General features: G+C 73.3%; 23 protein-coding genes. 15 read left to right on the forward strand and 8 right to left on the reverse strand.

All coding sequences use genetic code 11. The annotated features are described in order from the left end of the window. Window positions 1–70 precede the first annotated feature (70 nt). Entirely contained in the window at window positions 71–1,699 is a 1,629-nt protein-coding gene (locus AB0F68_RS23345) for an acyl-CoA dehydrogenase family protein (protein WP_357341664.1), read from the reverse strand. Then, entirely contained in the window at window positions 1,696–2,295 is a 600-nt protein-coding gene (locus AB0F68_RS23350; RefSeq protein ID WP_357341665.1) for a TetR/AcrR family transcriptional regulator, read from the reverse strand. Before AB0F68_RS23350 ends, AB0F68_RS23345 begins: the two co-directional genes overlap by 4 nt. A 215-nt stretch (window positions 2,296–2,510) precedes the next feature. On the opposite strand from AB0F68_RS23350, the gene AB0F68_RS23355 reads away from it, so the two are divergent. From AB0F68_RS23355 to AB0F68_RS23400, 10 genes are all read left to right on the forward strand, one after another. Beyond that, window positions 2,511–3,329 (forward strand): basic amino acid ABC transporter substrate-binding protein, encoded by an 819-nt coding sequence (locus AB0F68_RS23355; RefSeq protein ID WP_357341666.1) that lies wholly within the window; start codon window positions 2,511–2,513, stop codon window positions 3,327–3,329. 82 nt (window positions 3,330–3,411) lie between these two features. After that, a complete protein-coding gene (locus AB0F68_RS23360) occupies window positions 3,412–4,206 on the forward strand; it encodes an amino acid ABC transporter permease (RefSeq protein ID WP_357341667.1) in 795 nt (264 codons plus the stop codon). A 4-nt stretch (window positions 4,207–4,210) separates the two neighbouring features. Then, window positions 4,211–5,050 carry an amino acid ABC transporter ATP-binding protein gene (locus AB0F68_RS23365; protein ID WP_357341668.1) on the forward strand — a complete coding sequence of 280 codons (840 nt, stop codon included), beginning with the start codon at window positions 4,211–4,213 and terminating at the stop codon, window positions 5,048–5,050. A 42-nt stretch (window positions 5,051–5,092) separates the two neighbouring features. Next, complete coding sequence (locus AB0F68_RS23370; RefSeq protein ID WP_357341669.1) at window positions 5,093–5,515, forward strand: thioesterase family protein; 423 nt, start codon at window positions 5,093–5,095, stop codon at window positions 5,513–5,515. Window positions 5,516–5,519: 4 nt separating this feature from the next. Next, window positions 5,520–5,807, forward strand: coding sequence for a DUF1905 domain-containing protein (locus tag AB0F68_RS23375; RefSeq protein WP_357341670.1), 288 nt, complete (start codon window positions 5,520–5,522; stop codon window positions 5,805–5,807). A 25-nt stretch (window positions 5,808–5,832) separates the two neighbouring features. Next, window positions 5,833–6,609 (forward strand): NAD-dependent deacylase, encoded by a 777-nt coding sequence (locus AB0F68_RS23380; RefSeq protein WP_357341671.1) that lies wholly within the window; start codon window positions 5,833–5,835, stop codon window positions 6,607–6,609. Between the two features lie 189 nt (window positions 6,610–6,798). Then, window positions 6,799–7,929, forward strand: a complete 1,131-nt coding sequence (locus tag AB0F68_RS23385) for a low temperature requirement protein A (RefSeq protein WP_357341672.1) — start codon at window positions 6,799–6,801, stop codon at window positions 7,927–7,929. A 129-nt stretch (window positions 7,930–8,058) separates the two neighbouring features. Beyond that, on the forward strand, window positions 8,059–9,411 hold the full coding sequence (locus AB0F68_RS23390; RefSeq protein WP_357341673.1) for an extracellular solute-binding protein: 1,353 nt from the start codon (window positions 8,059–8,061) through the stop codon (window positions 9,409–9,411). Window positions 9,412–9,419: 8 nt separating this feature from the next. Further along, entirely contained in the window at window positions 9,420–10,370 is a 951-nt protein-coding gene (locus tag AB0F68_RS23395) for a sugar ABC transporter permease (protein ID WP_357341674.1), read from the forward strand. Next, window positions 10,367–11,278 (forward strand): carbohydrate ABC transporter permease, encoded by a 912-nt coding sequence (locus AB0F68_RS23400; protein ID WP_357341675.1) that lies wholly within the window; start codon window positions 10,367–10,369, stop codon window positions 11,276–11,278. Before AB0F68_RS23395 ends, AB0F68_RS23400 begins: the two co-directional genes overlap by 4 nt. 6 nt (window positions 11,279–11,284) lie before the next feature. On the opposite strand, the gene AB0F68_RS23405 is transcribed toward AB0F68_RS23400, so the two are convergent. Then, window positions 11,285–12,055 carry an alpha/beta fold hydrolase gene (locus AB0F68_RS23405; RefSeq protein WP_357341779.1) on the reverse strand — a complete coding sequence of 257 codons (771 nt, stop codon included), beginning with the start codon at window positions 12,053–12,055 and terminating at the stop codon, window positions 11,285–11,287. Window positions 12,056–12,243: 188 nt separating this feature from the next. Further along, window positions 12,244–13,008 carry a DUF427 domain-containing protein gene (locus AB0F68_RS23410; protein WP_357341676.1) on the reverse strand — a complete coding sequence of 255 codons (765 nt, stop codon included), beginning with the start codon at window positions 13,006–13,008 and terminating at the stop codon, window positions 12,244–12,246. A gap of 112 nt (window positions 13,009–13,120) precedes the next feature. On the opposite strand from AB0F68_RS23410, the gene AB0F68_RS23415 reads away from it, so the two are divergent. Both AB0F68_RS23415 and AB0F68_RS23420 read left to right on the forward strand, forming a co-directional pair. Next, on the forward strand, window positions 13,121–14,398 hold the full coding sequence (locus tag AB0F68_RS23415) for a multidrug effflux MFS transporter (RefSeq protein ID WP_357341677.1): 1,278 nt from the start codon (window positions 13,121–13,123) through the stop codon (window positions 14,396–14,398). A 62-nt stretch (window positions 14,399–14,460) separates the two neighbouring features. After that, on the forward strand, window positions 14,461–15,390 hold the full coding sequence (locus tag AB0F68_RS23420; protein WP_357341678.1) for a YegS/Rv2252/BmrU family lipid kinase: 930 nt from the start codon (window positions 14,461–14,463) through the stop codon (window positions 15,388–15,390). Between the two features lie 4 nt (window positions 15,391–15,394). Here AB0F68_RS23420 and AB0F68_RS23425 read toward each other — a convergent pair whose 3' ends face one another. The 4 genes from AB0F68_RS23425 to AB0F68_RS23440 all read right to left on the reverse strand — a co-directional run bounded on the left by AB0F68_RS23425 (window position 15,395) and on the right by AB0F68_RS23440 (window position 17,299). Continuing rightward, a complete protein-coding gene (locus AB0F68_RS23425; RefSeq protein WP_357341679.1) occupies window positions 15,395–15,664 on the reverse strand; it encodes a hypothetical protein in 270 nt (89 codons plus the stop codon). Window positions 15,665–15,677: 13 nt separating this feature from the next. Further along, window positions 15,678–16,076, reverse strand: coding sequence for a DUF2267 domain-containing protein (locus AB0F68_RS23430; protein ID WP_357341680.1), 399 nt, complete (start codon window positions 16,074–16,076; stop codon window positions 15,678–15,680). 84 nt (window positions 16,077–16,160) lie between these two features. After that, window positions 16,161–16,886 (reverse strand): L,D-transpeptidase family protein, encoded by a 726-nt coding sequence (locus AB0F68_RS23435; RefSeq protein WP_357341681.1) that lies wholly within the window; start codon window positions 16,884–16,886, stop codon window positions 16,161–16,163. An 80-nt stretch (window positions 16,887–16,966) separates the two neighbouring features. Beyond that, complete coding sequence (locus AB0F68_RS23440) at window positions 16,967–17,299, reverse strand: hypothetical protein (RefSeq protein ID WP_357341682.1); 333 nt, start codon at window positions 17,297–17,299, stop codon at window positions 16,967–16,969. 128 nt (window positions 17,300–17,427) lie between these two features. On the opposite strand from AB0F68_RS23440, the gene AB0F68_RS23445 reads away from it, so the two are divergent. The 3 genes from AB0F68_RS23445 (at window position 17,428) to AB0F68_RS23455 (ending at window position 20,381) form a co-directional block, all read left to right on the forward strand. Next, window positions 17,428–18,180, forward strand: coding sequence for a dienelactone hydrolase family protein (locus AB0F68_RS23445; RefSeq protein WP_357341683.1), 753 nt, complete (start codon window positions 17,428–17,430; stop codon window positions 18,178–18,180). A 62-nt stretch (window positions 18,181–18,242) separates the two neighbouring features. After that, a complete protein-coding gene (locus AB0F68_RS23450; RefSeq protein WP_357341684.1) occupies window positions 18,243–19,562 on the forward strand; it encodes an FUSC family protein in 1,320 nt (439 codons plus the stop codon). 105 nt (window positions 19,563–19,667) lie between these two features. Continuing rightward, window positions 19,668–20,381, forward strand: coding sequence for an RraA family protein (locus tag AB0F68_RS23455; RefSeq protein ID WP_357341685.1), 714 nt, complete (start codon window positions 19,668–19,670; stop codon window positions 20,379–20,381). Window positions 20,382–20,389 lie beyond the last annotated feature (8 nt).

Genomic DNA, 20,389 nt, shown 5'->3' on the forward strand with positions numbered 1-20,389 from the left:
GCCACTCCTCAGCTCGCGCCTGGCGGAAACCTACATCGTTGTACTTCGATCTGGCAACCCCGCCTCCCGGTCAGCCCAGCTTCGGTGCGGCGCGGGAGATGATCGTGGCGAAGTCGACCCCGCCGGGCAGGGTGCCGAAAGCCTGGCCGTGGTCGCCGCCGAGGCGGGAGGCGCAGAAGGCGTCGGCGACGGCCGGGTGGCCGTGCCGCACCAGCAGCGCGCCCTGCAGGACCAGCGCGAGCCGCTCGACGACCCGGCGGGCCCGCAGTTCGAGGTCGGCGTGGTCGGCCAGGTCGGCCCGCACCTGGCGCACTGCGGCGTCCAGTCGCGCGTCCGCGCCCGCGGCGGCGGTCACCTCGGCCCGGAACGCCTCCATGACCTGGGGCTCCCGGGCGACGGCGCGCAGCACGTCCAGCGCGGCGACGTTGCCGGAGCCCTCCCAGATCGAGTTCAGCGGCGACTCGCGGAACAGCCGCGGCATGCCCGACTCCTCGACGTAGCCGTTGCCGCCCAGGCATTCGAGGGCCTCGGCGGCGTGTGCCGGCCAGCGCTTGCACACCCAGTACTTGCCGACGGCGAGGGCGAGCCGCTTGAACGCCGTCTCGCCGGCGTCGCCGCGCGCCGACCGGTCCGTCGCTCCGGCCAGCCGCATCATGAGCACGGTGGCAGCCTCGGACTCGACCGCCAGGTCGGCCAGCACGTTGCGCATCAGCGGCTGGTCGACGAGGTACCGGTCGAAGGCGCGCCGGTGGGTGGCGTGGTGGACGGCGGTGAGCACCCCCTGGCGCATTCCGGCCGCCGCGCCGATGACGCAGTCGAGCCGGGTCAGGTTGACCATGTCGATGATCGTGCGCACGCCGCGGCCCTCGTCGCCGACCCGCCAGGCGACCGCGTGCTCGTACTCGATCTCCGCCGAGGCGTTGGACCGGTTGCCGAGCTTGTCCTTGAGGCGCATCAGCCGCATCGGGTTGCGCGTGCCGTCGGGCAGGACCCGCGGGACGAGGAAGCAGGTCAGCCCGCCCGGCGCCTGGGCGAGGGTCAGGAAGACGTCGCACATCGGCGCCGACGTGAACCACTTGTGCCCGAGGAGCCGGTAGGTGCCGTCCGGGTCGGGGCGCGCCACCGTGGTGTTGGCGCGCACGTCCGACCCGCCCTGCTTCTCCGTCATCGACATGCCGGCCAGCAGCCCCCGCTTGGCCAGCGGCGGACGCAGCCCGAAGTCGTACGCACTCGCGGTGAGCAGCGGCTCGTAGCGCGCGGCCAGTTCCGGGCTGTGCCGCAGTGCCGGCACGGCCGCGTAGGTCATCGAGATCGGGCAGCCGTGGCCGGCGTCCGGGCGCCAGACGTAGAACTTGGCCGCCCGGGCCACGTGTGCGCCCGGCCGGCCGTCCGCCCACGGTGCGGCGTGCAGGCCGTGGGTGACCGCGGTGCGCATCAGCTCGTGCCAGGCCGGGTGGAACTCCACCTCGTCGATCCGGTGGCCGTAGCGGTCGTGGGTGCGCAGGACCGGCGGGTGCTCGTTCGCCAGCCGCCCGTGCTCGATCGCCGGCGCGGCGCCGCCGAGGCGGCCGAGTTCGCGCACCTCGGCGGCGGCCCAGCCGGCGCCCTCCCGGTCCAGCCCGTCGAGCAGTGCCGGGTCGTCCGCCGCGTCGTAGCCGGTCAGCGGGGGAACCTGGTTGAGGACCTCGTGTGTGGTCACGGCGACACTCCAAGGGCGCGGTGGATGAACCTGATCAGGCCCGGGATGGTGCCCGGGCCGGCGACCCCGGCGGCGAGCGGACCGACCATGGCCTCGGCCAGGGCGCCGACCACGGCGGTCGAGGTCAACTCGGGGTCCTGCGGGGGCAGTTCGCCGCTCGCCACCCCCGCCGCGACGTAGCCGGCGATCAGGTCGGCGTAGGCGCGGCGGAAGGTGAGCCGCTCGGCGTCGACCGCCGGGTCGACCGGCTCGGCGAGCAGCGCGTACGCCAACCGCGGGGACTGCAGCGCGCGGCCGGCGAACGTCTCGACGACGGCCGCCACCTGCGCGGCGACGGTGGCCTGCCGTGCCGCGGCGCGGGCCACCGCGTCGACCTCGCGCTGGGAGGCGGTGCGGAAGACCTCGGCGAAGAGGTGGGCCTTGGTGGGGAAGTGGCGGTAGACGCTGCCGGTGGCGACGCCGGCGCGTTCGGCGACGGCGGCGACCGAGCAGCCGGCGTAGCCGTGCCGGGCCATGATCTCCAGCGCGGCCGCGATGATCCGCTCGCGCGAGGCGCTCAGCCGAGCCTTCACCCGCTCGGTGCTCCGGTAGGCCACGGAAGAAGTGAACCATCATTCAGTCCTTGCCCGCAAGGTGCGCCCGGTTGCGTGCCGGGTGCCGGGTTCACCGGCGGGAACGGTCACAGCTTGGGCGCGGGACCCCGTGACGATCTTGGTGCGGCTCCTCCGATCGGGTACCGTCCCCTGTCACATCGTCTTTGCACCAGCCCTGGCTGCCTGTCATGCCGGGGTCGATCGGAGGGACACCGCCCGTGACTTTCCAGAGCGCAGTCCGCAAGGCCGGCCTCATCGTGGCGATCGCCGCCCTCGCGGCGAGCGCGGGATGCGCCAAGAAGGAGGACGGCGAGACCCAGGCGAGCGGGGTCAAGCTCGTCGAGAAGGGCAAGCTCACCGTCTGCACCCACCTGCCGTACGCGCCGTTCCAGTCCAAGGACGCCGGCGGCAAGGTGGTCGGGTTCGACGTCGACGTGATGGACCTGGTCGCCAAGGACCTGGGCGTCGAGCAGACGATCGTCGACACGCCGTTCGAGGGGATCAAGTCCGGTCAGGACCTGAACACCGGCAAGTGCGACGCGGCCGCCGCCGGCATGACGATCACCGAGGAACGGCAGAAGGTGATGAACTTCTCCGACCCGTACTTCGACGCGACCCAGGCCCTGCTCGTCAAGACCGGCAAGGCGTACAAGTCGCTCGACGACCTCAGGGGCAAGAAGGTCGGCGTCCAGTCCGCGACCACCGGCCGCGACTACGCCAAGAAGTTCGAGCAGGAGAAGGGCCTCAAGCTCGTCGAGTTCGAGGACCTCGCCGCCGAGCAGCAGGCCCTGGCCAACGGCCAGATCGAGGCCGCCGTCAACGACCTGCCGGTCTGGACCGAGTACATCAAGGAGCACCCGGGCGGCTTCGAGGTGACCGCCGAGTTCGACACCGGTGAGCAGTACGGCTTCTCGGTGAAGAAGGACGGCAACCCGGAGCTGCTCAAGAAGATCAACGAGGTGCTCGCCAAGGCGAAGCAGGACGGCACCTACGACTCGATCTACGAGAAGTGGATCGGCAAGAAGCCGAACGCCTGATCCACCGCCCGGCCGGAGGGCGCGCGCCCCGCGCGCGCCCTCCGCGTCGGCAACCCCCGCACCTCTCAAGGAGCGCCCAACCGTGAAGCTGCGACGCCGCCAACGTGAGCGGCTGTCCCTCTGGCTCCAGTACCTGGCCTTCGTGGCCGTCATCGCCGTGGTGATCGTCGCGGCCGACTGGGGCCGGCTGAGGGAAGCGTTCTTCCGCGTCGACATCATCGAGTCGATGTTCCCGACGATCATCACCGTCGCGCTGCGCAACACGATCCTCTACACGCTGGGCGCGTTCGCCTTCGGCCTGATCTTCGGCACCGTCCTCGCGTTGATGCGGCTGTCCCGGGTGGCTCCGTACCGGTGGGTGGCGACCGCGTACATCGAGCTGTTCCGCGGCCTGCCGGCGCTGCTGGTGCTCTTCCTGGTCGGGTACGGCATCCCCATCGCCTTTCCGGAGCGGGAGATTCCGGGCGGCGTGTTCGGGTCGATCACGATCGGTCTCGGGCTGACCGCCGCGGCGTACATGGCCGAGACCATCCGGGCCGGCATCCAGGCCGTGCCGAAGGGGCAGATGGAGGCGGCGCGCACCCTGGGCATGTCGCACTTCACGGCGATGCGCACGATCGTCATCCCGCAGGCGTTCCGGATCGTGATCCCGCCGCTGACCAACGAACTCATCCTGCTCACCAAGGACTCGTCGCTCGCCTACGTACTCGGCGTGACGGCGCAGACCATCGAGGTGACCAAGTTCGGCCGGGACACGCTCAACGACCGGGTGAACGCCACCCCGCTGCTGGTGGCCGGCCTCACCTACCTGGTCATCACCCTGCCGCTGTCCCAGGTGGTACGCCGCCTCGAACTCCGCTACGCCAAGGCTCGGTGATCCCATGACGACCAGCCAGTCCCAGCCTGCCGTCGAGATCCGCGACCTGCACAAGTCCTTCGGGCCGCTCGAAGTGCTCAAGGGCATCGACTTCGAGGTCGGCCACGGCGAGGTGGTCTGCGTCATCGGGCCGTCCGGGTCCGGCAAGTCGACGCTGCTGCGGTGCGTCAACCTGCTGGAGGAGCCGACCGCCGGCAAGATCTGGGTGAACGGGACCGAGATGACCGACCCGGACGTCGAGATCGACGCGGTCCGCCGCGGCATCGGCATGGTCTTCCAATCGTTCAACCTGTTCCCGCACCTGACCGTGCTGGACAACCTCACCATCGCCCAGCGCCGGGTGCTCCGGCGCGGCCGCGCCGAGGCGGAGCGGATCGCGCGGGACAACCTGGACCGGGTGGGCCTCACCGACAAGGCCGGCGCGTACCCGGCGCAGCTCTCCGGCGGGCAGCAGCAGCGGGCGGCCATCGCCCGGTCGCTGTCGATGGACCCGAAGCTGATGCTTTTCGACGAGCCGACCTCCGCCCTCGACCCGGAACTGGTCGGCGACGTCCTCACCGTCATGCGCAAGCTGGCCGAGGACGGCATGACCATGATGGTGGTGACCCACGAGATGGCGTTCGCCCGGGACGTCGCCGACCGGGTGGTGTTCATGGACGGTGGCGTGGTCGTCGAGCAGGGGCCGCCGGAGGAGGTGCTGGGCTCGCCGCGGCACGAGCGGACCCGCTCGTTCCTCTCCCGGGTCCTCGACCCGACCCACGTCGCGCAGCTCGGGCGGCCCGACGAGGCCGCCGAGCCGCCGGAGGCGCCCGGGCTGCCGGCCGACGACCGCCACCAGCTCTGACGGCCGCCCGGCGGTGTCGTACCCCTGGTTAGGCTCGACCGCATGGCAGATCCGTTCCGGGTACGCGTCTCCGTCCGCGGCTACGAGCTCGACACGCAGGGCCACCTGAACCAGGCCGTCTACCTCCAGTACGGCGAGCACGCCCGCTGGGAGTGCCTGCGCGCCGCCGGCATCCGGCAGGACCGGCTCCTCGCCGGCGGGGTGGGGCCGGTGGCCCTGGAGGTCACCGTGCGCTACCTGCGGGAGCTGCGCGGCGGCGACGAGGTGGACGTGTCCTGCGAGTTCCGCTGGGGCGAGGGGAAGACCTTCCAGATCGTCCAGGAGCTCACCCTCCCCGACGGCACCCAGGCCGCCACGATCACCGGGGTGGGCGGCCTGCTGGACCTCGCCTCCCGGCGGCTGGTGCCCGACCCGCGCGTGCGGTTCCGGCAGCTCGCCACCGACCCGGCGCCGATGAACCTCTGAGCCGATGGAGCTGGAGTTCAGCGGTGAGGTGTGGTTCTGGCGGGGGCCCGCGCCCTGGCACTTCGTCACCGTGCCCGACGAGCTGTGCGGTGAGCTGGAGGCGGCCTCGGCGTCGGTCACCTACGGCTGGGGGATGATCCCGGTGACCGCGCGGATCGGCGGGACGGGGTGGCAGACGTCGCTGTGGCCCAAGGACGGCCGCTACGTCGTGCCGGTGAAGACGGCGGTCCGCAGGGCCGAAGGGATCGCGCTGGGCGACCGGGTGGCAGTCCACCTGACCGTCATGCGCTGAATCGGCGACGGGGGAGCGGGAGCGGATGGAACTCTCGGGCACGGCGGAAGCGGGGAAGCTGCTCGCGCGGGCGCGGCGGCCGGTGGTCTTCACCGGCGCCGGCATGTCGGCCGAGAGCGGCGTGCCCACCTTCCGCGACGCGCTCACCGGCCTGTGGGAGCAGTTCGACGCCCAGGCCCTCGCCACCCCGGAGGCGTTCCGCGCCGACCCTGCCCTGGTCTGGGGCTGGTACGAGTGGCGGCGCACCGCCGTCCGACGGGCCGAACCCAACCCCGGGCACCGGGCCGTGGCCGCCATCGAGGCCCGGGTGCCGGGGACGGTGGTCGTCACCCAGAACGTCGACGACCTGCACGAGCGCGCCGGCTCCGCCGCCCCGGTCCACCTGCACGGGAGTCTGTTCGCGCCGCGCTGTTCGGCCTGCGCCCACCCGGCGCCCGTGCCCGACGGCGTCGCGGAGCCGGGGGAGGGCCGACCGCTGACGCCGCCCCGCTGCGGGCGCTGCGACGCGCCGGTCCGGCCCGGGGTCGTGTGGTTCGGTGAGGCGCTGCCGGAGCAGGCCTTCGAGGCCGCCGTCGAGGCGGCGTACCGCTGCGACGTGCTGCTCACCGTCGGCACGTCCGGGCTCGTGTATCCCGCCGCCGAGATCCCGCAGGTCGCGGCCCGGCTGGGTGCCACGGTGATCCAGATCAACCCGGAGGAGACGCCGCTGGACGCCGTGTGCGAGCTGAACCTGCACGGACCGGCGGCGCACGTGCTCCCCGCCCTCGTGCGGGCCGCGTGGGGTGACGCCGCCCCGGCCTGACCGAGGGCTCTCTCCCGAGGACCGGCGGCCAATCACCGGAATCCGCGAATCGCCCCACGTCCCGGGCCTACCGTCGGCGGAGGCGACCGGTGGGTCGGGTGGCGGAGGGGCGACGAGGTGCGGCGGGACGGGGCACGGCGGCATCCGGCCCGGCCGCGCCCGCCCGGTCCGGCGCCGGCCGAGCGTACGGTGACGCCGTTCGAGATCTTCTTCGACCTGGTGTTCGTCTTCGCGCTCACCCGGATCATGGCGCTGGTGGGGCAGCGGGCCACCGCGACCAGCATGGCGCAGGGGCTGATCCTGCTCGTGCTGCTCTGGTTCGCCTGGTCCTCGTACACCTGGTTGGGCAACCACACGCGGGCCGACGTCGGGATGGTCCGCGGCGGCTTCCTGGTCGCGATGGCCGCGCTGTTCGTGGCCGCGCTGGCCATGCCCGAGGCCTGGACGCCCGGGCCGGGCCTGGACGGGCCGCTGCTCGTCGCGCTCGCCTACGTGCTGCTCCGCGTCGTCCACCTCACGCTCTACCACCGGGCGGCGGGCGACGTGCCCGGGCTGCGGGCGCGGATCCGGTTCTTCGCGGCGATCAGCGCCGCCAGTTGGGTGCCGCTGGTGCTTGGCGCCCTGCTGGCCGGGGCGGCGCACGGGGTGCTGTGGGTGGCGGCGTTCGTCATCGAGATCGGCGGCCAACGCCTGTCGTACGGGCGCCGCGGCACCTGGCCGCTGCGCAGCGCGAGCCACTTCACCGAACGGCACGGCCTGGTCCTGATCATCGCGCTCGGCGAGTCGCTGGTCGCCGCCGGGATCGGCGCCGCGTCGGCGGTGACCGCGCCGCCGGTCCTCGGCGTGGCGCTGGTCGGCTTCGCGGTCACCGCCTGCCTGTGGTGGCTGTACTTCGGCCGGGCCGGGCCGGCCGCCGCCCGCGTCCTCGCCACGGCGACGGGGGACCGGCGGGACCGGATCGCCGCGGACGCCTACAGCCAGACCCACCTGCTGCTGATCAGCGGTGTCATCTACCTGGCGCTCGGCATCGAGCAGGTGCTCGCGCTCGTCGCCGGTGTGCACGGCGGCGACGGGCACGCCGCCCTCACCTGGTCCGGCTCGGTCGCCCTCTACGGCGGCGCCGTGCTCTACCTGGGCGGCCGGCTGCTCTTCCTCCGGCTCACCGGGCAGCCGGTCGGGCCGGCGCGGTCGGCGGTCGCCGTGCTGGCCCTGCTCCTGCTGCCGATCGGGGTGCTGCTGCCGCCCGCCGCGGCGCTCGGCCTGCTCGGCCTGCTCCTGCTCGCCGCCGTCACCGTCGAGCGCCTTCCGGAGCGGCGGTAGACGCCCGCCCGCTCCGCCGGCGGACACCGGATGATCAAGGGCTCCCCGGCCCCTGGTTTGAAATTTCCGAGAACCGGAGAAGTGCAGGTCGCGCGGACAGGGTGGCCCGTGCGTTCTCGGGAGGTGGCAATGTCACGGAATCTGCGGGTGACCGCGTTGGCCGGGGTGCTGACCCTGGCGATCAGCGGCTGCGGCGGAGTGGGCGGCGGGGGCGACTCCGGCGGCGGGGACGCCAAGGGCAGCGGCGCGCTGAGCACCATGGGGTTCGGCCTCTCCGACGAGATCGCCAAGACGCGGGTGGACGCCTTCAAGAAGGACCACCCGGACGTCCAGCTGAACATCACCGAGGGTGCCTTCGACGAGCAGCAGTTCCTCTCCGCGGTGGCCTCGGGCAACCCGCCGGATCTGGTCTACATGGACCGCAAGCTGATCGGCACGTACGCCAAGCGCGGCTCGATCCAGCCGCTGACCGACTGCGTCAAGAAGCAGCACATCGACCTCGGGCAGTACCGGCAGGCCGCCAAGGATCAGGTGACCCTCGACGGCACGGTCTACGGCATCCCGGAGTTCTCCCAGGTGCGGGTGCTCTACCTCAACGAGGCGCTGCTCAAGCAGGCCGGTCTCACCGCCGACGACGTCAACCTCGCCGACTGGGCGAACCTGCCGGCGGTCAACGCGAAGTTGGCCAAGGTCTCCGGCGGTCGGCTGAGCCGGATCGGCATCGACCCGAAGATCCCCGAGTTCCTGCCGATGTGGGCCAAGGCCAACGGCGCCGAGATGATCTCGGCCGACGGCGCGAAGGCCAACCTGACCGACCCCAAGGTGGTCGAGGCGCTGACCACCGGCGTCAAGCTCATCCAGGACCAGGGCGGCTGGGGCAAGTTCAAGTCCTTCCGGGACACCTTCGATTTCTTCGGCGCCGAGAACCCCCTCGCCAAGAACCAGATCGCCGCGTGGCCGATGGAGGAGTGGTTCCTCAACCAGGCCGCCAAGAACAGCCCCAAGGCCGAGCTGGTTGTGAAGCCCTTCGTGGACCGGCAGGGCAAGCCGCTGACCATGTCCAACGGCCAGGCGTGGGTGACCACCAAGGGGGCGAAGAACCCGGAGGCGGCCTGCGCCTTCGTCAAGCAGATGACCGCCACGGACACCTGGTTCGCCGCCGCCAAGGCGCGGGCCGAGGCGCGCAAGGCCGCCAACCTGCCGTTCACCGGCGTCTGGACCGGCAACACCGCCGCCGACAAGAAGATCTTCGACGAGCTGTACCAGCCGACCGGCAACAAGCGCTTCGACGACGCGGTGGCCACCATCCGCGAGGCCCAGGACATCGCGTTCGCCATGCCCGCCTCGCCGGCCGGCGCCGAGTTCGACAAGGCCTGGACCGAAGCGGTGAACCGGGTGCTCTCCGGGCAGGCGCAGCCGGCCGAGGCGCTGGCCCGGGCCCAGCAGGAGGCGACCGCCGCGCTGGACAAGGCCGCGGGCTGAGCCCGGCCATGGCCACCACCGTCACCCCTCCCGTACCGGGCCGGCGGCGCCGCACGCCGCTGGCCCGGCGGGAGGCCCGCTGGGCGTACCTGTTCCTCGCGCCCTGGATCGTCGGGTTCCTGGTGTTCACCGCCGGTCCGATGATCGCCAGCCTCTGGCTCAGCTTCACCGAGTACGACGTGATCAACGCGCCGCGCTTCACGGGACTGGACAACTACCGGCAGCTCGTGTCGGACCCGCAGGTGGCGCGCAGCCTCGGCAACACCGTCTACTACACGGCCCTGCACGTGCCGCTGGTGATGCTGATCTCGCTCGGGCTGGCGCTGCTGCTCAAGCGGGTCGGCCGCTGGCAGGGCTTCTTCCGTACCGTGTTCTACCTGCCGGTGATGACCCCGGCGGTGGCCGTCGGCATCCTCTTCCTCCTGCTGCTCAACACCCAGGACGGCCTGATCAACCGCGGCCTGGCGCTGATCGGCATCGACGGTCCGAGCTGGACCACCGACCCGGGCTGGGTGATGCCCGGGATCGTGCTGATGAGCCTCTGGAGTCTCGGCTCCACAGTGATCATCTACCTGGCCGCGTTGCAGAACGTGCCCCGCGACCTCTACGAGGCCGCCGACCTCGACGGGGCCGGCCCGTGGGCGCGGTTCCGCCACGTGACCCTGCCGATGATCTCCGGCTCGCTGTTCTTCACGTTGATCGTCAACACCATCGCCTCGCTGCAGATGTTCACCGAGGTCTACACCATGTACTTCGGGAACCGGCAGACCCAGGGCTCGTTCAGCAGCGACGCGGCGTCGTTCTACGTGATCCACCTGTTCCAGCAGGCGTTCCAGTTCCTGCACATGGGCTTCGCCTCGGCGATGGCCTGGCTGCTGTTCCTGATCATCCTGATCATCACGGCCGTGCAGGTGAAGCTGAGCAACCGGTTCGTCTACTACGAGGGGGAGGACCGGTGACCACGACGAGTCAGCCGGTGGGCACCGGCGTCGCGAGCCCCCTGGTGGCGCCGGTGGTGGCGGCCCGGGAGGACGGCCGGCGACCGCGCTGGCAGCGGATCCTGTTCGTGGTCGCCCTGGTGGGCGCGGCGGTGATCTTCATGGTGCCGTTCGTCTGGCTGGTCAGCGCCTCGCTGCGCCCCCGCGAGTACGTCTTCGCCCCCGGCTTCCTGCCCACGCCGTTCGCCCCGGACAACTACGCCCAGGCCTGGCAGGCCATGCCGCTGCTCACCTGGCTGTTCAACAGCGTGGTGGTCGGGGTGGCGGCGGCCGCCGCGACGACCCTGTCCAGCGCCTGGGTCGCGTTCGGGTTCGCGTACTTCCGCTTTCCCGGCCGGAACCTGCTCTTCGGTCTGGTGCTCGCCACCATGATGCTGCCGTTCGCGGTCACCATGATCCCGACGTACCTGATCTGGAACCGGCTCGGCCTCGTCGACACCCAGGTGCCGCTCTGGGCCGGCAACCTCTTCGGCTCGGCGTTCTACATCTTCCTGCTGCGGCAGTTCTTCCTCTCCCTGCCCCGGGAGTACTTCGAGGCGGCGCGCGTCGACGGGGCGAGCTATCCGCAGCTGTTCTGGAAGATGGCCTTCCCGCTGATCCGTCCGGCGCTGCTGGTGGCGTTCGTCTTCGAGTTCAAGGCGAGCTGGACCGACCTGATCAAGCCGCTGATCTACCTGCGCAACGAGCAGCTCTACACGCTGCCCCGCGGGCTCAAGGTGATCCTCGACCGGTTCGGGTACGGCGGCGAGCAGCAGTGGGAGATCGTCCTCGCCGGCAGCGTGATCGCCACCGTACCCATGATCATCCTGTTCTTCCTGGCCCAGCGGCACTTCGTGGAGGGCATCGCCACCACCGGCCGCAAGGGGTGACGGCGATCAGCCCGCCGGCTGGTCGAGGAAGGCGAGGGTGACCGCGGCGAACAGCGGCGAGCTGAAGATGCTGTAGTGGGTCAGCCCGGGCAGGATCGCCAGCGCGTGCCCGCCCTTGGGCCGGCCCTCGTTCGCCCAGCCGCCGTCGCGCAGGCCGCCGTCGAGCAGCTTGAACACCTCCACGTAGTGGCTCGGCGGCGCCATGTCGGCGTCGGCCGCGACGATCAGCGTCGGCACCCGCAGGCCGCGGACCTCCTCGGTCAGGTCGAAGTCCTTCGCCATCAGCTCGCCGATCTTGTCGAGCAGCCGGGGGAAGTCCTCCGGGCGCGGCGCGACCCGCTGGTAGAGCTGGTACATGGGGGTGTCGGTCATGAACTGCGCGGCGGCGCCGGTCACCTGGCCCTGCTGCGCGCGCATCTCGGCGTAGATGGCGTCCGACCGCACGTGCGCGGACGCCGCGACGAGCCGGCCGAGCTTCTCGGGGTGGGCCACCGCGGCGTGCAGCGCCACGCCGCCGCCCAGCGAGTAGCCCACCAGGTCGGGCCGGTCCAGCCCGAGGTGGTCGATGAGCGCGGCGATGTCGTCGGCCATCGTCCGCAGGTCGAGTGGACGGTCGACGTCGGCGGTGCGGCCGTGACCCTGCAGGTCGACGGCGATGACCTGGTGCCGCGCGGCGAGCGCGGGCAGCACCGGCCCGAACATCTCGCCCGACCCGAGCCCGCCGTGCAACAGGATCAGCGGGTGCCCGGTGCCGTGCGTCTCGTAGTAGAGATTGATGCCGTTGACCTCGGCGTATCGGCCGGTGCCCTCGACGTCCGTGGTCCAGTCAGTGGCGGTCACGCTGACGCTCCTCCCGTGCGCGTTCGGCGATGGCGGCGTGGACCCCGACGGCGCCGGCCGCGAGGTCACGGACTGCGGCTTCACCCTACGCAGCCGGTGGCGTCGCCCGCTGCCCGCCGCGCCGCTCAGGAGAAGTGCGTACGCGGCCGGGCGAAGCGTTCCCCGTCCACCACCAGATCGACCTTCTCGTTGTAGAAGGCGACCAGCCCGGCGATCGGCCGCAGGGCCGCGGTGGGGTAGTCGTAGGACCAGGCCAGGTCCGGATGGACCCGGTCGCCGGCGCGCACCGACCAGTAACCGCTGGTGCGGCCCTTGTACGGGCAGGCGGTCCGGGTCTGCGACGGCACGAGGTGCCGGAAGCGCACGTCCGTCCGGTTGAGGTAGTAGCGGGTCGGCAGGCCGGTCTCGAACACCAGCACCGGCGAGGTCGACTCGGCCAGCACCGTCCCGTCCAGCTCCACCCGGACGTGCCGGGTGGAGCGCAGCGCGTCCACCCGGGAGTACGGGTTGCGGGGGTGGACGAAGACCTCCTCGTCCTCCTCGAACCAGGCGTCCAGGGCGGCCCAGTCGAACCGGATGGTGTCCGTCAGCGCGGGCGGCGCGTCGCCGCCGTACCACCGGGCGCAGCCGGCCCGGGCGAACTCGCCGACCCGCAGCCCGTGCAGCCGCGCCGTGCCGCGCCGGGTCTCCTCGGTGCGTCCCTCGTCGACCAGCAGGTCCCGGCGGACGTCGGCGGCGGGGACGTAGTACTGCGGGTAGGGCGGCCACTCCCAGACGTACCGGGCGCGGGCGGTGTCCAGCACGAGTTCGCCGGCGAGGAAGGCGCGGATCCGGCGGGGCGCCGGCTCGATCCGGCCGACCTCGGCGGCCGGCTGCGGGTAGTCGGGCACGGTGTCTCCTCCCGGTGGAATGTGCGGCGGACGGTTCAACGAGCCGGTGTGACCTGGGGCACCTTCGCCGGCGCTGGGAATGAGATCGGCCGTCGGGGATTTGCTGCCAGGTGTGACCACTGCGCAGTCTTCGCCCGCCCCGACCGCCGAGACACCCGGTGACCTGATGAGCAGCGGGCAGCAGCTGCGCCTCGTGCTGGTGCTCGGCTCGCTGATCGCGATCGGGCCGCTGACCATCGACATGTACCTGCCCGCGCTGCCGGCCATCACCGCCGACCTGGAGACCACCTCGGCGGCCGTGCAGCTCACCCTCACCGGCACCCTCGCCGGGCTCGCCCTCGGCCAGTTGCTGATCGGCCCGCTCTCCGACGCGGTGGGCCGGCGACTGCCGCTGCTCGCCGGGATCGCCCTGCACATCCTGGCCTCGCTGCTCTGCGTGGTGGCGCCGACCGTCCAGGTGGTCGGCGTGCTCCGGGTGCTCCAGGGGCTCGGTGTCGCGGCCACCTCGGTCGTCGCCATGGCCGTGGTCCGCGACCTGTTCGACGGCGCCGCCTTCGCCCGGCTCTTCTCCCGGCTCATGCTCGTGATGGGCGCGGCCCCGATCCTGGCGCCCACCCTCGGCTCCGCGCTGCTGCGCTGGTCGGACTGGCGGGGCGTGTTCGTGGCCCTCGCCGCCTTCGGGCTCCTGCTGGTGGTGGTCGCGGTGGTCGGGCTCCGGGAGACGCTGCCGCCGGAGCGCCGCCGCCACGGCGGCCTCGCCGCCGTCGGCCGCGACTACCGGGCGCTGCTGCGGGACCGGACGTTCGTCGGGCTCGTGCTGGTCGCCGGGCTCGCCATGGCGGCGCTCTTCGCGTACGTGGCCGGGTCGTCCTTCGTCTTCCAGCAGCGGTACGGGCTGGACGAGCAGCAGTTCGGGCTGGCGTTCGGCGCCGGGGCGGTCGGCCTCATCACCGCCACCCAGCTCAACGTGCGGCTGCTGCGCCGGTACACCCCGCAGCGGATCCTGGTCACCGCGCTCGCCGTCGGCACCGCGGCCGGTCTGGTGCTGGTGAGCTTCGCCGCCACCGGCGTCGGCGGCCTGGCGGCCGTGCTGGCCTCGCTCTGGGTGGTGCTCGCCGCGGCCGGGCTCGCCATGCCGAACGCGCCCGCCCTGGCGCTGTCCCGGCACGGGGAGGCGGCCGGCACCGCCGCCGCGCTGCTGGGCGCGGTCCAGTTCGGCGTCGGCGCGCTCGCCGCGCCGCTGGTCGGCGTGCTCGGCACGGGCAGCGTGGCGATGGCCGCCGTCGTGGCCGGCGGCATGGCGGTGGCCCTGGCCGTGCTGCTCACCGTGGTCCGGCCGGCGCGGCTGGCCGAGGTCGAGCCGGCCGCGGTCGCCGTCGCCGTGCACTGACCCCGGACGCCGCCCCGCCGTTGCCGCCCTGAGCGGCGGGCCGGCGGATAGGGTCGGGAACCGTGCGGACCAAGCAGGAGCTGGGGGCGGCGATCCGGGAACGGCGGCGGGCGGCGCTGGTCGTCAACGCCCACTCCCGCCGTGGCCGTCGGCTCTACGAGACCGTCCACTCCCGACTGCGCGCGGCCGGTTTCACGCTGCTCGGCGCGTTTCCGGTCGACCGGCCCGGCGAGCTGGACCGGGTGCTCGCCGAGGCCGCCGACCTCGGGCCTGACCTGCTGGTCGCCGGGGGCGGCGACGGCACCATCGGCACGGCCGCCCGGCTGCTCGCCCACCGGGACATGGCGCTGGGGCTGCTGCCGCTGGGCACCACCAACAACTTCGCCCGCACCGTCGGCGTCCCGCTCGACCTCGACGCCGCCGTCGCCCTGTTCACCGACGGCAAGGTGATCGACGTCGACCTGGGGCTGATCGGCGACACCCGGTTCACCAACCACGTCGGGATCGGGCTGTCCGCCGACATCATGCTGACCGCGCCGCCGCGGCTCAAGCGGGTGGTCGGCCGGCTCGCGTATCCGCTGACCGCGCTCGGGCTGCTGGCCCGGCACCGGCCGCTGCGGGTCACGGTGCGCGCCGAGGGGCGGGAGCACGGCTTCGACACCCACCAGGTGTACGTGGCCAACGGCGGCTTCCACGCCGGCCGGCCGATCACGGCCGACGCCAACGCCGACGACCGGCTGCTGGTCGCGTACCCGGTCGGCGGGCCGACCCGGCGCGGCCTGCTGCGCGAGACGGCACGCAACGCGGCGGCCGGGCACCGCCGCACCCTCGGCGACAAGCCGTTCCTGGCCGTTCGCCAGCTCTGGCTGGAGACGGACCGGCCCGCGCGGATCGAGGTCGACGGCGAGCCCTACGGGGAGACGCCGGTGCGCATCGGCCTGGACCCGAACGCGCTGCGCGTGATGGCCGCGGCGGACAGCCCGGACCGCTGAGCGGTCAGTCCCGGCGGTCCTCGTCGGGGGTCGGGATCTCCTGATTCTGCTCCAGCGCGTCCGCCGCCGTGAGGTCGCCGCGTACCGCTTCGGGCAGGCCGGTGACGTCGCTGGGCGGGGTCAGCACGCCCTGCTCGGCCAGGTCCGCCTCGGTCGCCTCGGGCACCGCGTCCTCGATCGCGTCCGGCGGGCCGACCACCGTCTCGTCCTGCCGCTGCTCCTGCGCGTCGGCCTCCGGCGGCCGGCGCAGCGGATTCTCGTCGCCGACGCTCATCGTCCGACGCCCGTCACCGGCTGCGCTGGACGAACGGCGCGGTCTGGTCGGCCACCTCGCCGTACTCGGTGGGAAGCTGGCCGACCGCCTGCGCGTAGGCGGTCGGGTCGACGGCGTCGCGGAGCACATCGAAGACGCCGGTCACCCCGTCCTTGGCCCGGTCGACGTCCACGTCGGCGCGCTCGCTGACCCGCTCCACGAAGATGTCGAGGCCGAACCGCTCGCCGGTCTCACTGCCGCCGAACGCGTACGCCCGCAGCGCCTCGGGGAGGCGGGCGGCCAGATCCCGGGCCTCCCCGCCGTCGATCCGCTCCGCCAGCGTGGTCAACGTGGCCCTCGTGACGGCCGTGGCCTGCTCCGGCGACATCCCGCAGCGTTTCGCCACCGAGCCGATGAACTCGTCCTGGTCCACCTCGACGCCTCCCTCTCGGCTGAGGAAGGCGTCTTCCCGCACTCCGCCGCCGCAAACGGCCCGGCGGCCCGCCGCACCGGACGGTCAGCGGTAGATGTGCACCGGGGTGCCGATGCGGATGGTGGTCCAGAGCCGGTTCATCGCCGGAACGGGCACCCGGACGCAGCCGTGGCTGGCCGGGTAGGTGGGCACGGAGTTGGCGCCGTGCACCGCGTAGCCGCGGTAGAAGTAGTTCGGCCGCCAGAGCAGGCCGAGGTCGCTCTGCCGCCAGCCGTCGATGCGCCGTTGCACCGTCCAGTTGCCGGTCGGCGTGGGAGTGCTGGCCTTGCCGCTGGAGGCGTCCAGGATGCGCACCACCGACCCGCCCTTGGCCAGGTAGAGCACCTGCCGGGTGAGGTTGGCCTCCACCGAGTAGCCCGGGTGGGTGTACTTCGGCTTCGGCACGACCGGACGGTCGAGCGCCGCCCAGGTGCGCGGCCCGACGATGCCGTCCCGGACCAGGCCGTTGACCTTCTGGAAGGCCACGACCGCGTGGTGCGTCGACGGCCCGAAGATGCCGTCGACCCCGCCCACGTCGTAGCGCAGGGCGGTGAGCCGGTTCTGGAGCGTGGTGACCGCCGCGCCCCGGGACCCCTGTCGCAGGGTCGGCTGGCTGGCGGCGGCGAGGGTGACCGTGGTGCCGGTGGTCGGGCCGGCGGCCGCGGCGGGAGTGGCCGGGACGGCCAGGCCGGCGACCAGGAGGGCCATCCCGAGCGCGGCGTGCGCGGCGGGGCGGCGGTGGCGAATGACGTGTGGTGAGACGGGAAGCATTGTTCCCTCCCTTCCGAACTCCTACCGAGACGGTAGTTCGCGGAAGAAGAAAAAGCTGCCCCTTCGTCCGGTTTCAGCTTTCAGGCGACCCGGGGAGTCGGCAGGACGACACGGCGGGCCGTACCGGAGACGTCGCCGGTGCGCTCCACGGACGGCTCCGGGACCGGGGCCGTGCTCTCGCTCCCGCCGGCGGCCGTCCCGGGCCCGGCCGCGTCGTCCACGCCGGCGGTCCGGACGGCGGTGAGCAGCGCGAGGAGCCGGTCCACGTCGTCGGCGGGCAGCCGGAACGAGCCTCGGCACAGCGTGCCGCTCCACAGCGACAGCACCACGGCGCCGCGGTCCGGGTGGTAGCTGACCCGCAGCGTCCGGTCCTCGCCGCGCAGGTCGGTGAACAGGTCTCCGAAGCTGGGCATCGGCCGCACCTCTCCCATCCACCCAGGATGCTCCGCCGCCGTGCCCACCGGAAGGGCCTCGCCGTGCCCGGCTCCGGGAGCGGGGGTAGCGTACACGGCGGAACGCGCAGCGCAGGGAGGTCCCGAGAGTGCAGACGACGACCGTGGACGTGCCGACCGGCGACGGGGTGGCGGACGCCCTGCTCGTCCGGCCCGACGGAGCCGGGCCCTTCCCGCCGGTCCTGGTCTTCATGGACGCGTTCGGGCTGCGCCCGCGGATGGCCGAGATGGCCGAGACGATCGCCGCGCGCGGCTACGTCGTGCTGGTGCCGAACCTGTTCCACCGCTTCGGCCGCGCCCCCCTGGTCGACCTCTCCGGCCTAGGCGACGAGAACCGGCGCGGCAAGCTGTTCGAGAAACTCACCCCGATGATCAGGTCGCTGACCCCGGACGTGGTCGCCCGGGACACCGCCGCCTACCTGGACTTCCTCGCCGCCCAGCCGGGCGTCGCGCCCGGCCCGGCGGCCGTCACCGGCTACTGCATGGGCGGCACCAACGCGCTGCGGGCCGTCGAGGCGCACCCGGACCGGATCGCCACGGCGGCCGCCTTCCACGCCGGGCGGATGGCGACCGACGCCCCGGACAGCCCGCACCTCGGCGTCGGCGCGGTCCGCGGCGAGCTGTACTTCGGCCACGCCGACCAGGATCCGTCGATGACCGCCGAGCAGATCGCCACCCTGGAGAAGGCCCTGGATGCCGCCGGCGTCACCTACCGCTCCGAGGTCTACCCCGGCGCTCGCCACGGCTACACCCAGTCCGACACGCCGATGTACGACGAGAAGGCCACCGAGCGGCACTGGACCGCCCTGTTCGACCTGCTCGACCGCACCTTCCGGCGCTGACCCGGGGGTCCGCCCGACCCCAACCGGACGATTCACCCGGGCCGCGCCGGGTAACCGCCGCCATGGCCGACGACCGCCCGGACAGCGTCCGCTCACCGCTGGACCGGGCCGCCGCGCGAACCGGGCACGCGCTGGCCGACGCCCGCGCCGCGGGGGGTGCGGCCGGCCGGCTGCGGCTGCGCCAGCTCGAGGTCACCGTCGTCATCGCCGTCCAGGCCGGGCTGGCCGCCGCGCTCGCCGCGCTGCTCGCCCAGCGCCTGCTCGGGCCCGGCGCGCACGTCTTCGCACCCGCCGCCGCGGTCGGCACCATCGCCACCGCCATCGGCCAGCGGGCCCGCCGTACCTTCGAGCTGCTGATCGGGGTGGGGCTCGGCATCCTGGTCGGGGACGTGCTGCGCGACCTGCTCGGCACCGGGTCCTGGCAGACCGGTCTGGTGGTCACCCTGGCCATCGCGACCGCCCTGCTGGTCGCCGGGCGCGGCGGCGCCCTGGTCGGCCAGGCCGGCGGTACGGCCGTGCTGATCGCCACCCTGGCCCCGGTCGAACCCGGCCTGGAACTGCCCCGGATCTTCGACGCGCTCGTCGGCGGCCTGGTCGGCCTCGGCGTGGTGGTGCTGCTGTTGCCGGTCAACCCGCTGCGGGTGCTGGACCGGGCGACCGAGCCGATCATCTCCACGCTCACCACCGAACTCGACGCCGTCGCCCGCGCGCTGACCACCCGGGACGCCGACGCGGCGGTCCACGCCCTGGAGCGGATGCGCGGGCTCGACGCCGACGTGGGGCGGCTCAACGAGGCGCTCAGCGGGGCCGAGGAGGTGGTCACCCTCGCGCCGGTCCGCTGGCGCCGGCGCGCCCGGTTCCACCGGTACGCGGGCGCCGCGGAGCACCTGGAGCGGGTGATCCTGTACGCCCGTTCGATGGCCCGCCGTTCCGCCACCGCCCTCCAGTACGACGAGCCGATCCCGCCGGTCCTGGCCGACGCCGTGACCCGCCTCGGCCAGGCCGTCCGGGTGATGCGCCGCGAGTGCCGAGACGGCGAGGACCTGACCGACACCCGCCGGCTGGTCCGGGAGAGCGCCGAGCTGGCCGGCCGGGCCTGGGCCCAGGGGGTCCGTTCCTACGGCGACGGAGTGATCACCGACCTGCGTACGGCGGACAGCGAGTTGCTGCGGGCCACCGGGTGCGACCCGGACGACGCCAACCGGGTGGTGCGTACGGCGGCCGGCGCGGGCGAGGCGGAACGGCGCCCGCCGCTGCGGGCGCACCTACCCCGGCCGGCCCGGCACACCCCGCGCGCCCGGCGGCGGATCCGGATGGCGCGGCGCACCCGAGCCCGCCCCGAACCGTTCCGCCCACCGACCCGCACAGCCCAGCCCACCTGAGCCGGCGCGGGGATCCGGCGCCGCCGGTGCGCGGGCGACGAACCGGAGCCACGAGCCGGGAACTGGCCCCTCCCACGGCCGGCCGGGCTGGCTAGCGTCGGGCGCATGAGCATCGACCGCGCAGAGCTGACCCGGCGGTTCGCCGCGCTGACCACCGCTCACGTCGCCGACGCCTGCCTGCGGGCCGCCGTCCCGGCGCGCTGCGCCCCGGCCGGCGTACGGCCGGTGCTGACCGGCGGACGGCTGGCCGGCCGGGTGCTGCCGGCCCGGCACGTCGGCAGCGTCGACATCTTCCTCGAGGCGATCGACCGCGCCGCCCCCGGCGACGTGCTGGTGGTGGACAACGACGGGCGCACCGACGAGGCGTGCGTCGGCGACCTGGTGGTGCTGGAGGCGCAGGCCGCCGGCCTGGCCGGCCTGGTGGTCTGGGGCCTGCACCGGGACACCGGGGACATCCGGGCCGTCGGGCTGCCGGTGTTCAGCCTGGGCGCCACGCCCACCGGCCCGCAGCGGCTGGACCCCCCGCCGGCCGAGGCGCTCGCCTCGGCGCGGGTGGGGCAGTGGACGGTCGACGCGGGAGACGTGGCCCTGGCCGACGAGGACGGGGTGCTCTTCGTGCCGGCGGGCCGGGCCGGCGAACTGTTCGACCTGGCCGAGTCCATTCGCGACACCGAGCGCCGGCAGGCCGACCGGATCCGGGCCGGCGAGCCGCTGCGGGCACAGGTCGGGTTCGGGGCGTACCTGGCGGGCCGGGCGGAGAACCCGGCGCTGACCTTCCGGGAGCACCTGCGTGCGATGGGCGGCGCGATCGAGGAGTGAGCCCGGCC

Origin of the sequence: Micromonospora sp. NPDC023966 (assembly GCF_040639095.1) — a bacterium.
In the GTDB taxonomy this organism is placed as follows: Bacteria; Actinomycetota; Actinomycetes; order Mycobacteriales; family Micromonosporaceae; genus Micromonospora.

Coding starts and splice junctions, on each gene's coding strand:
- AB0F68_RS23365 (WP_357341668.1), top strand. CDS start 4,211: ATGACGACCAGCCAGTCCCAGCCTGCCGTCGAGATCCGCGACCTGCAC.
- AB0F68_RS23370 (WP_357341669.1), top strand. CDS start 5,093: ATGGCAGATCCGTTCCGGGTACGCGTCTCCGTCCGCGGCTACGAGCTC.
- AB0F68_RS23375 (WP_357341670.1), top strand. CDS start 5,520: ATGGAGCTGGAGTTCAGCGGTGAGGTGTGGTTCTGGCGGGGGCCCGCG.
- AB0F68_RS23380 (WP_357341671.1), top strand. CDS start 5,833: ATGGAACTCTCGGGCACGGCGGAAGCGGGGAAGCTGCTCGCGCGGGCG.
- AB0F68_RS23390 (WP_357341673.1), top strand. CDS start 8,059: ATGTCACGGAATCTGCGGGTGACCGCGTTGGCCGGGGTGCTGACCCTG.
- AB0F68_RS23395 (WP_357341674.1), top strand. CDS start 9,420: ATGGCCACCACCGTCACCCCTCCCGTACCGGGCCGGCGGCGCCGCACG.
- AB0F68_RS23425 (WP_357341679.1), bottom strand. CDS start 15,664: ATGAGCGTCGGCGACGAGAATCCGCTGCGCCGGCCGCCGGAGGCCGAC.
- AB0F68_RS23435 (WP_357341681.1), bottom strand. CDS start 16,886: ATGCTTCCCGTCTCACCACACGTCATTCGCCACCGCCGCCCCGCCGCG.
- AB0F68_RS23440 (WP_357341682.1), bottom strand. CDS start 17,299: ATGCCCAGCTTCGGAGACCTGTTCACCGACCTGCGCGGCGAGGACCGG.
- AB0F68_RS23450 (WP_357341684.1), top strand. CDS start 18,243: ATGGCCGACGACCGCCCGGACAGCGTCCGCTCACCGCTGGACCGGGCC.
- AB0F68_RS23455 (WP_357341685.1), top strand. CDS start 19,668: ATGAGCATCGACCGCGCAGAGCTGACCCGGCGGTTCGCCGCGCTGACC.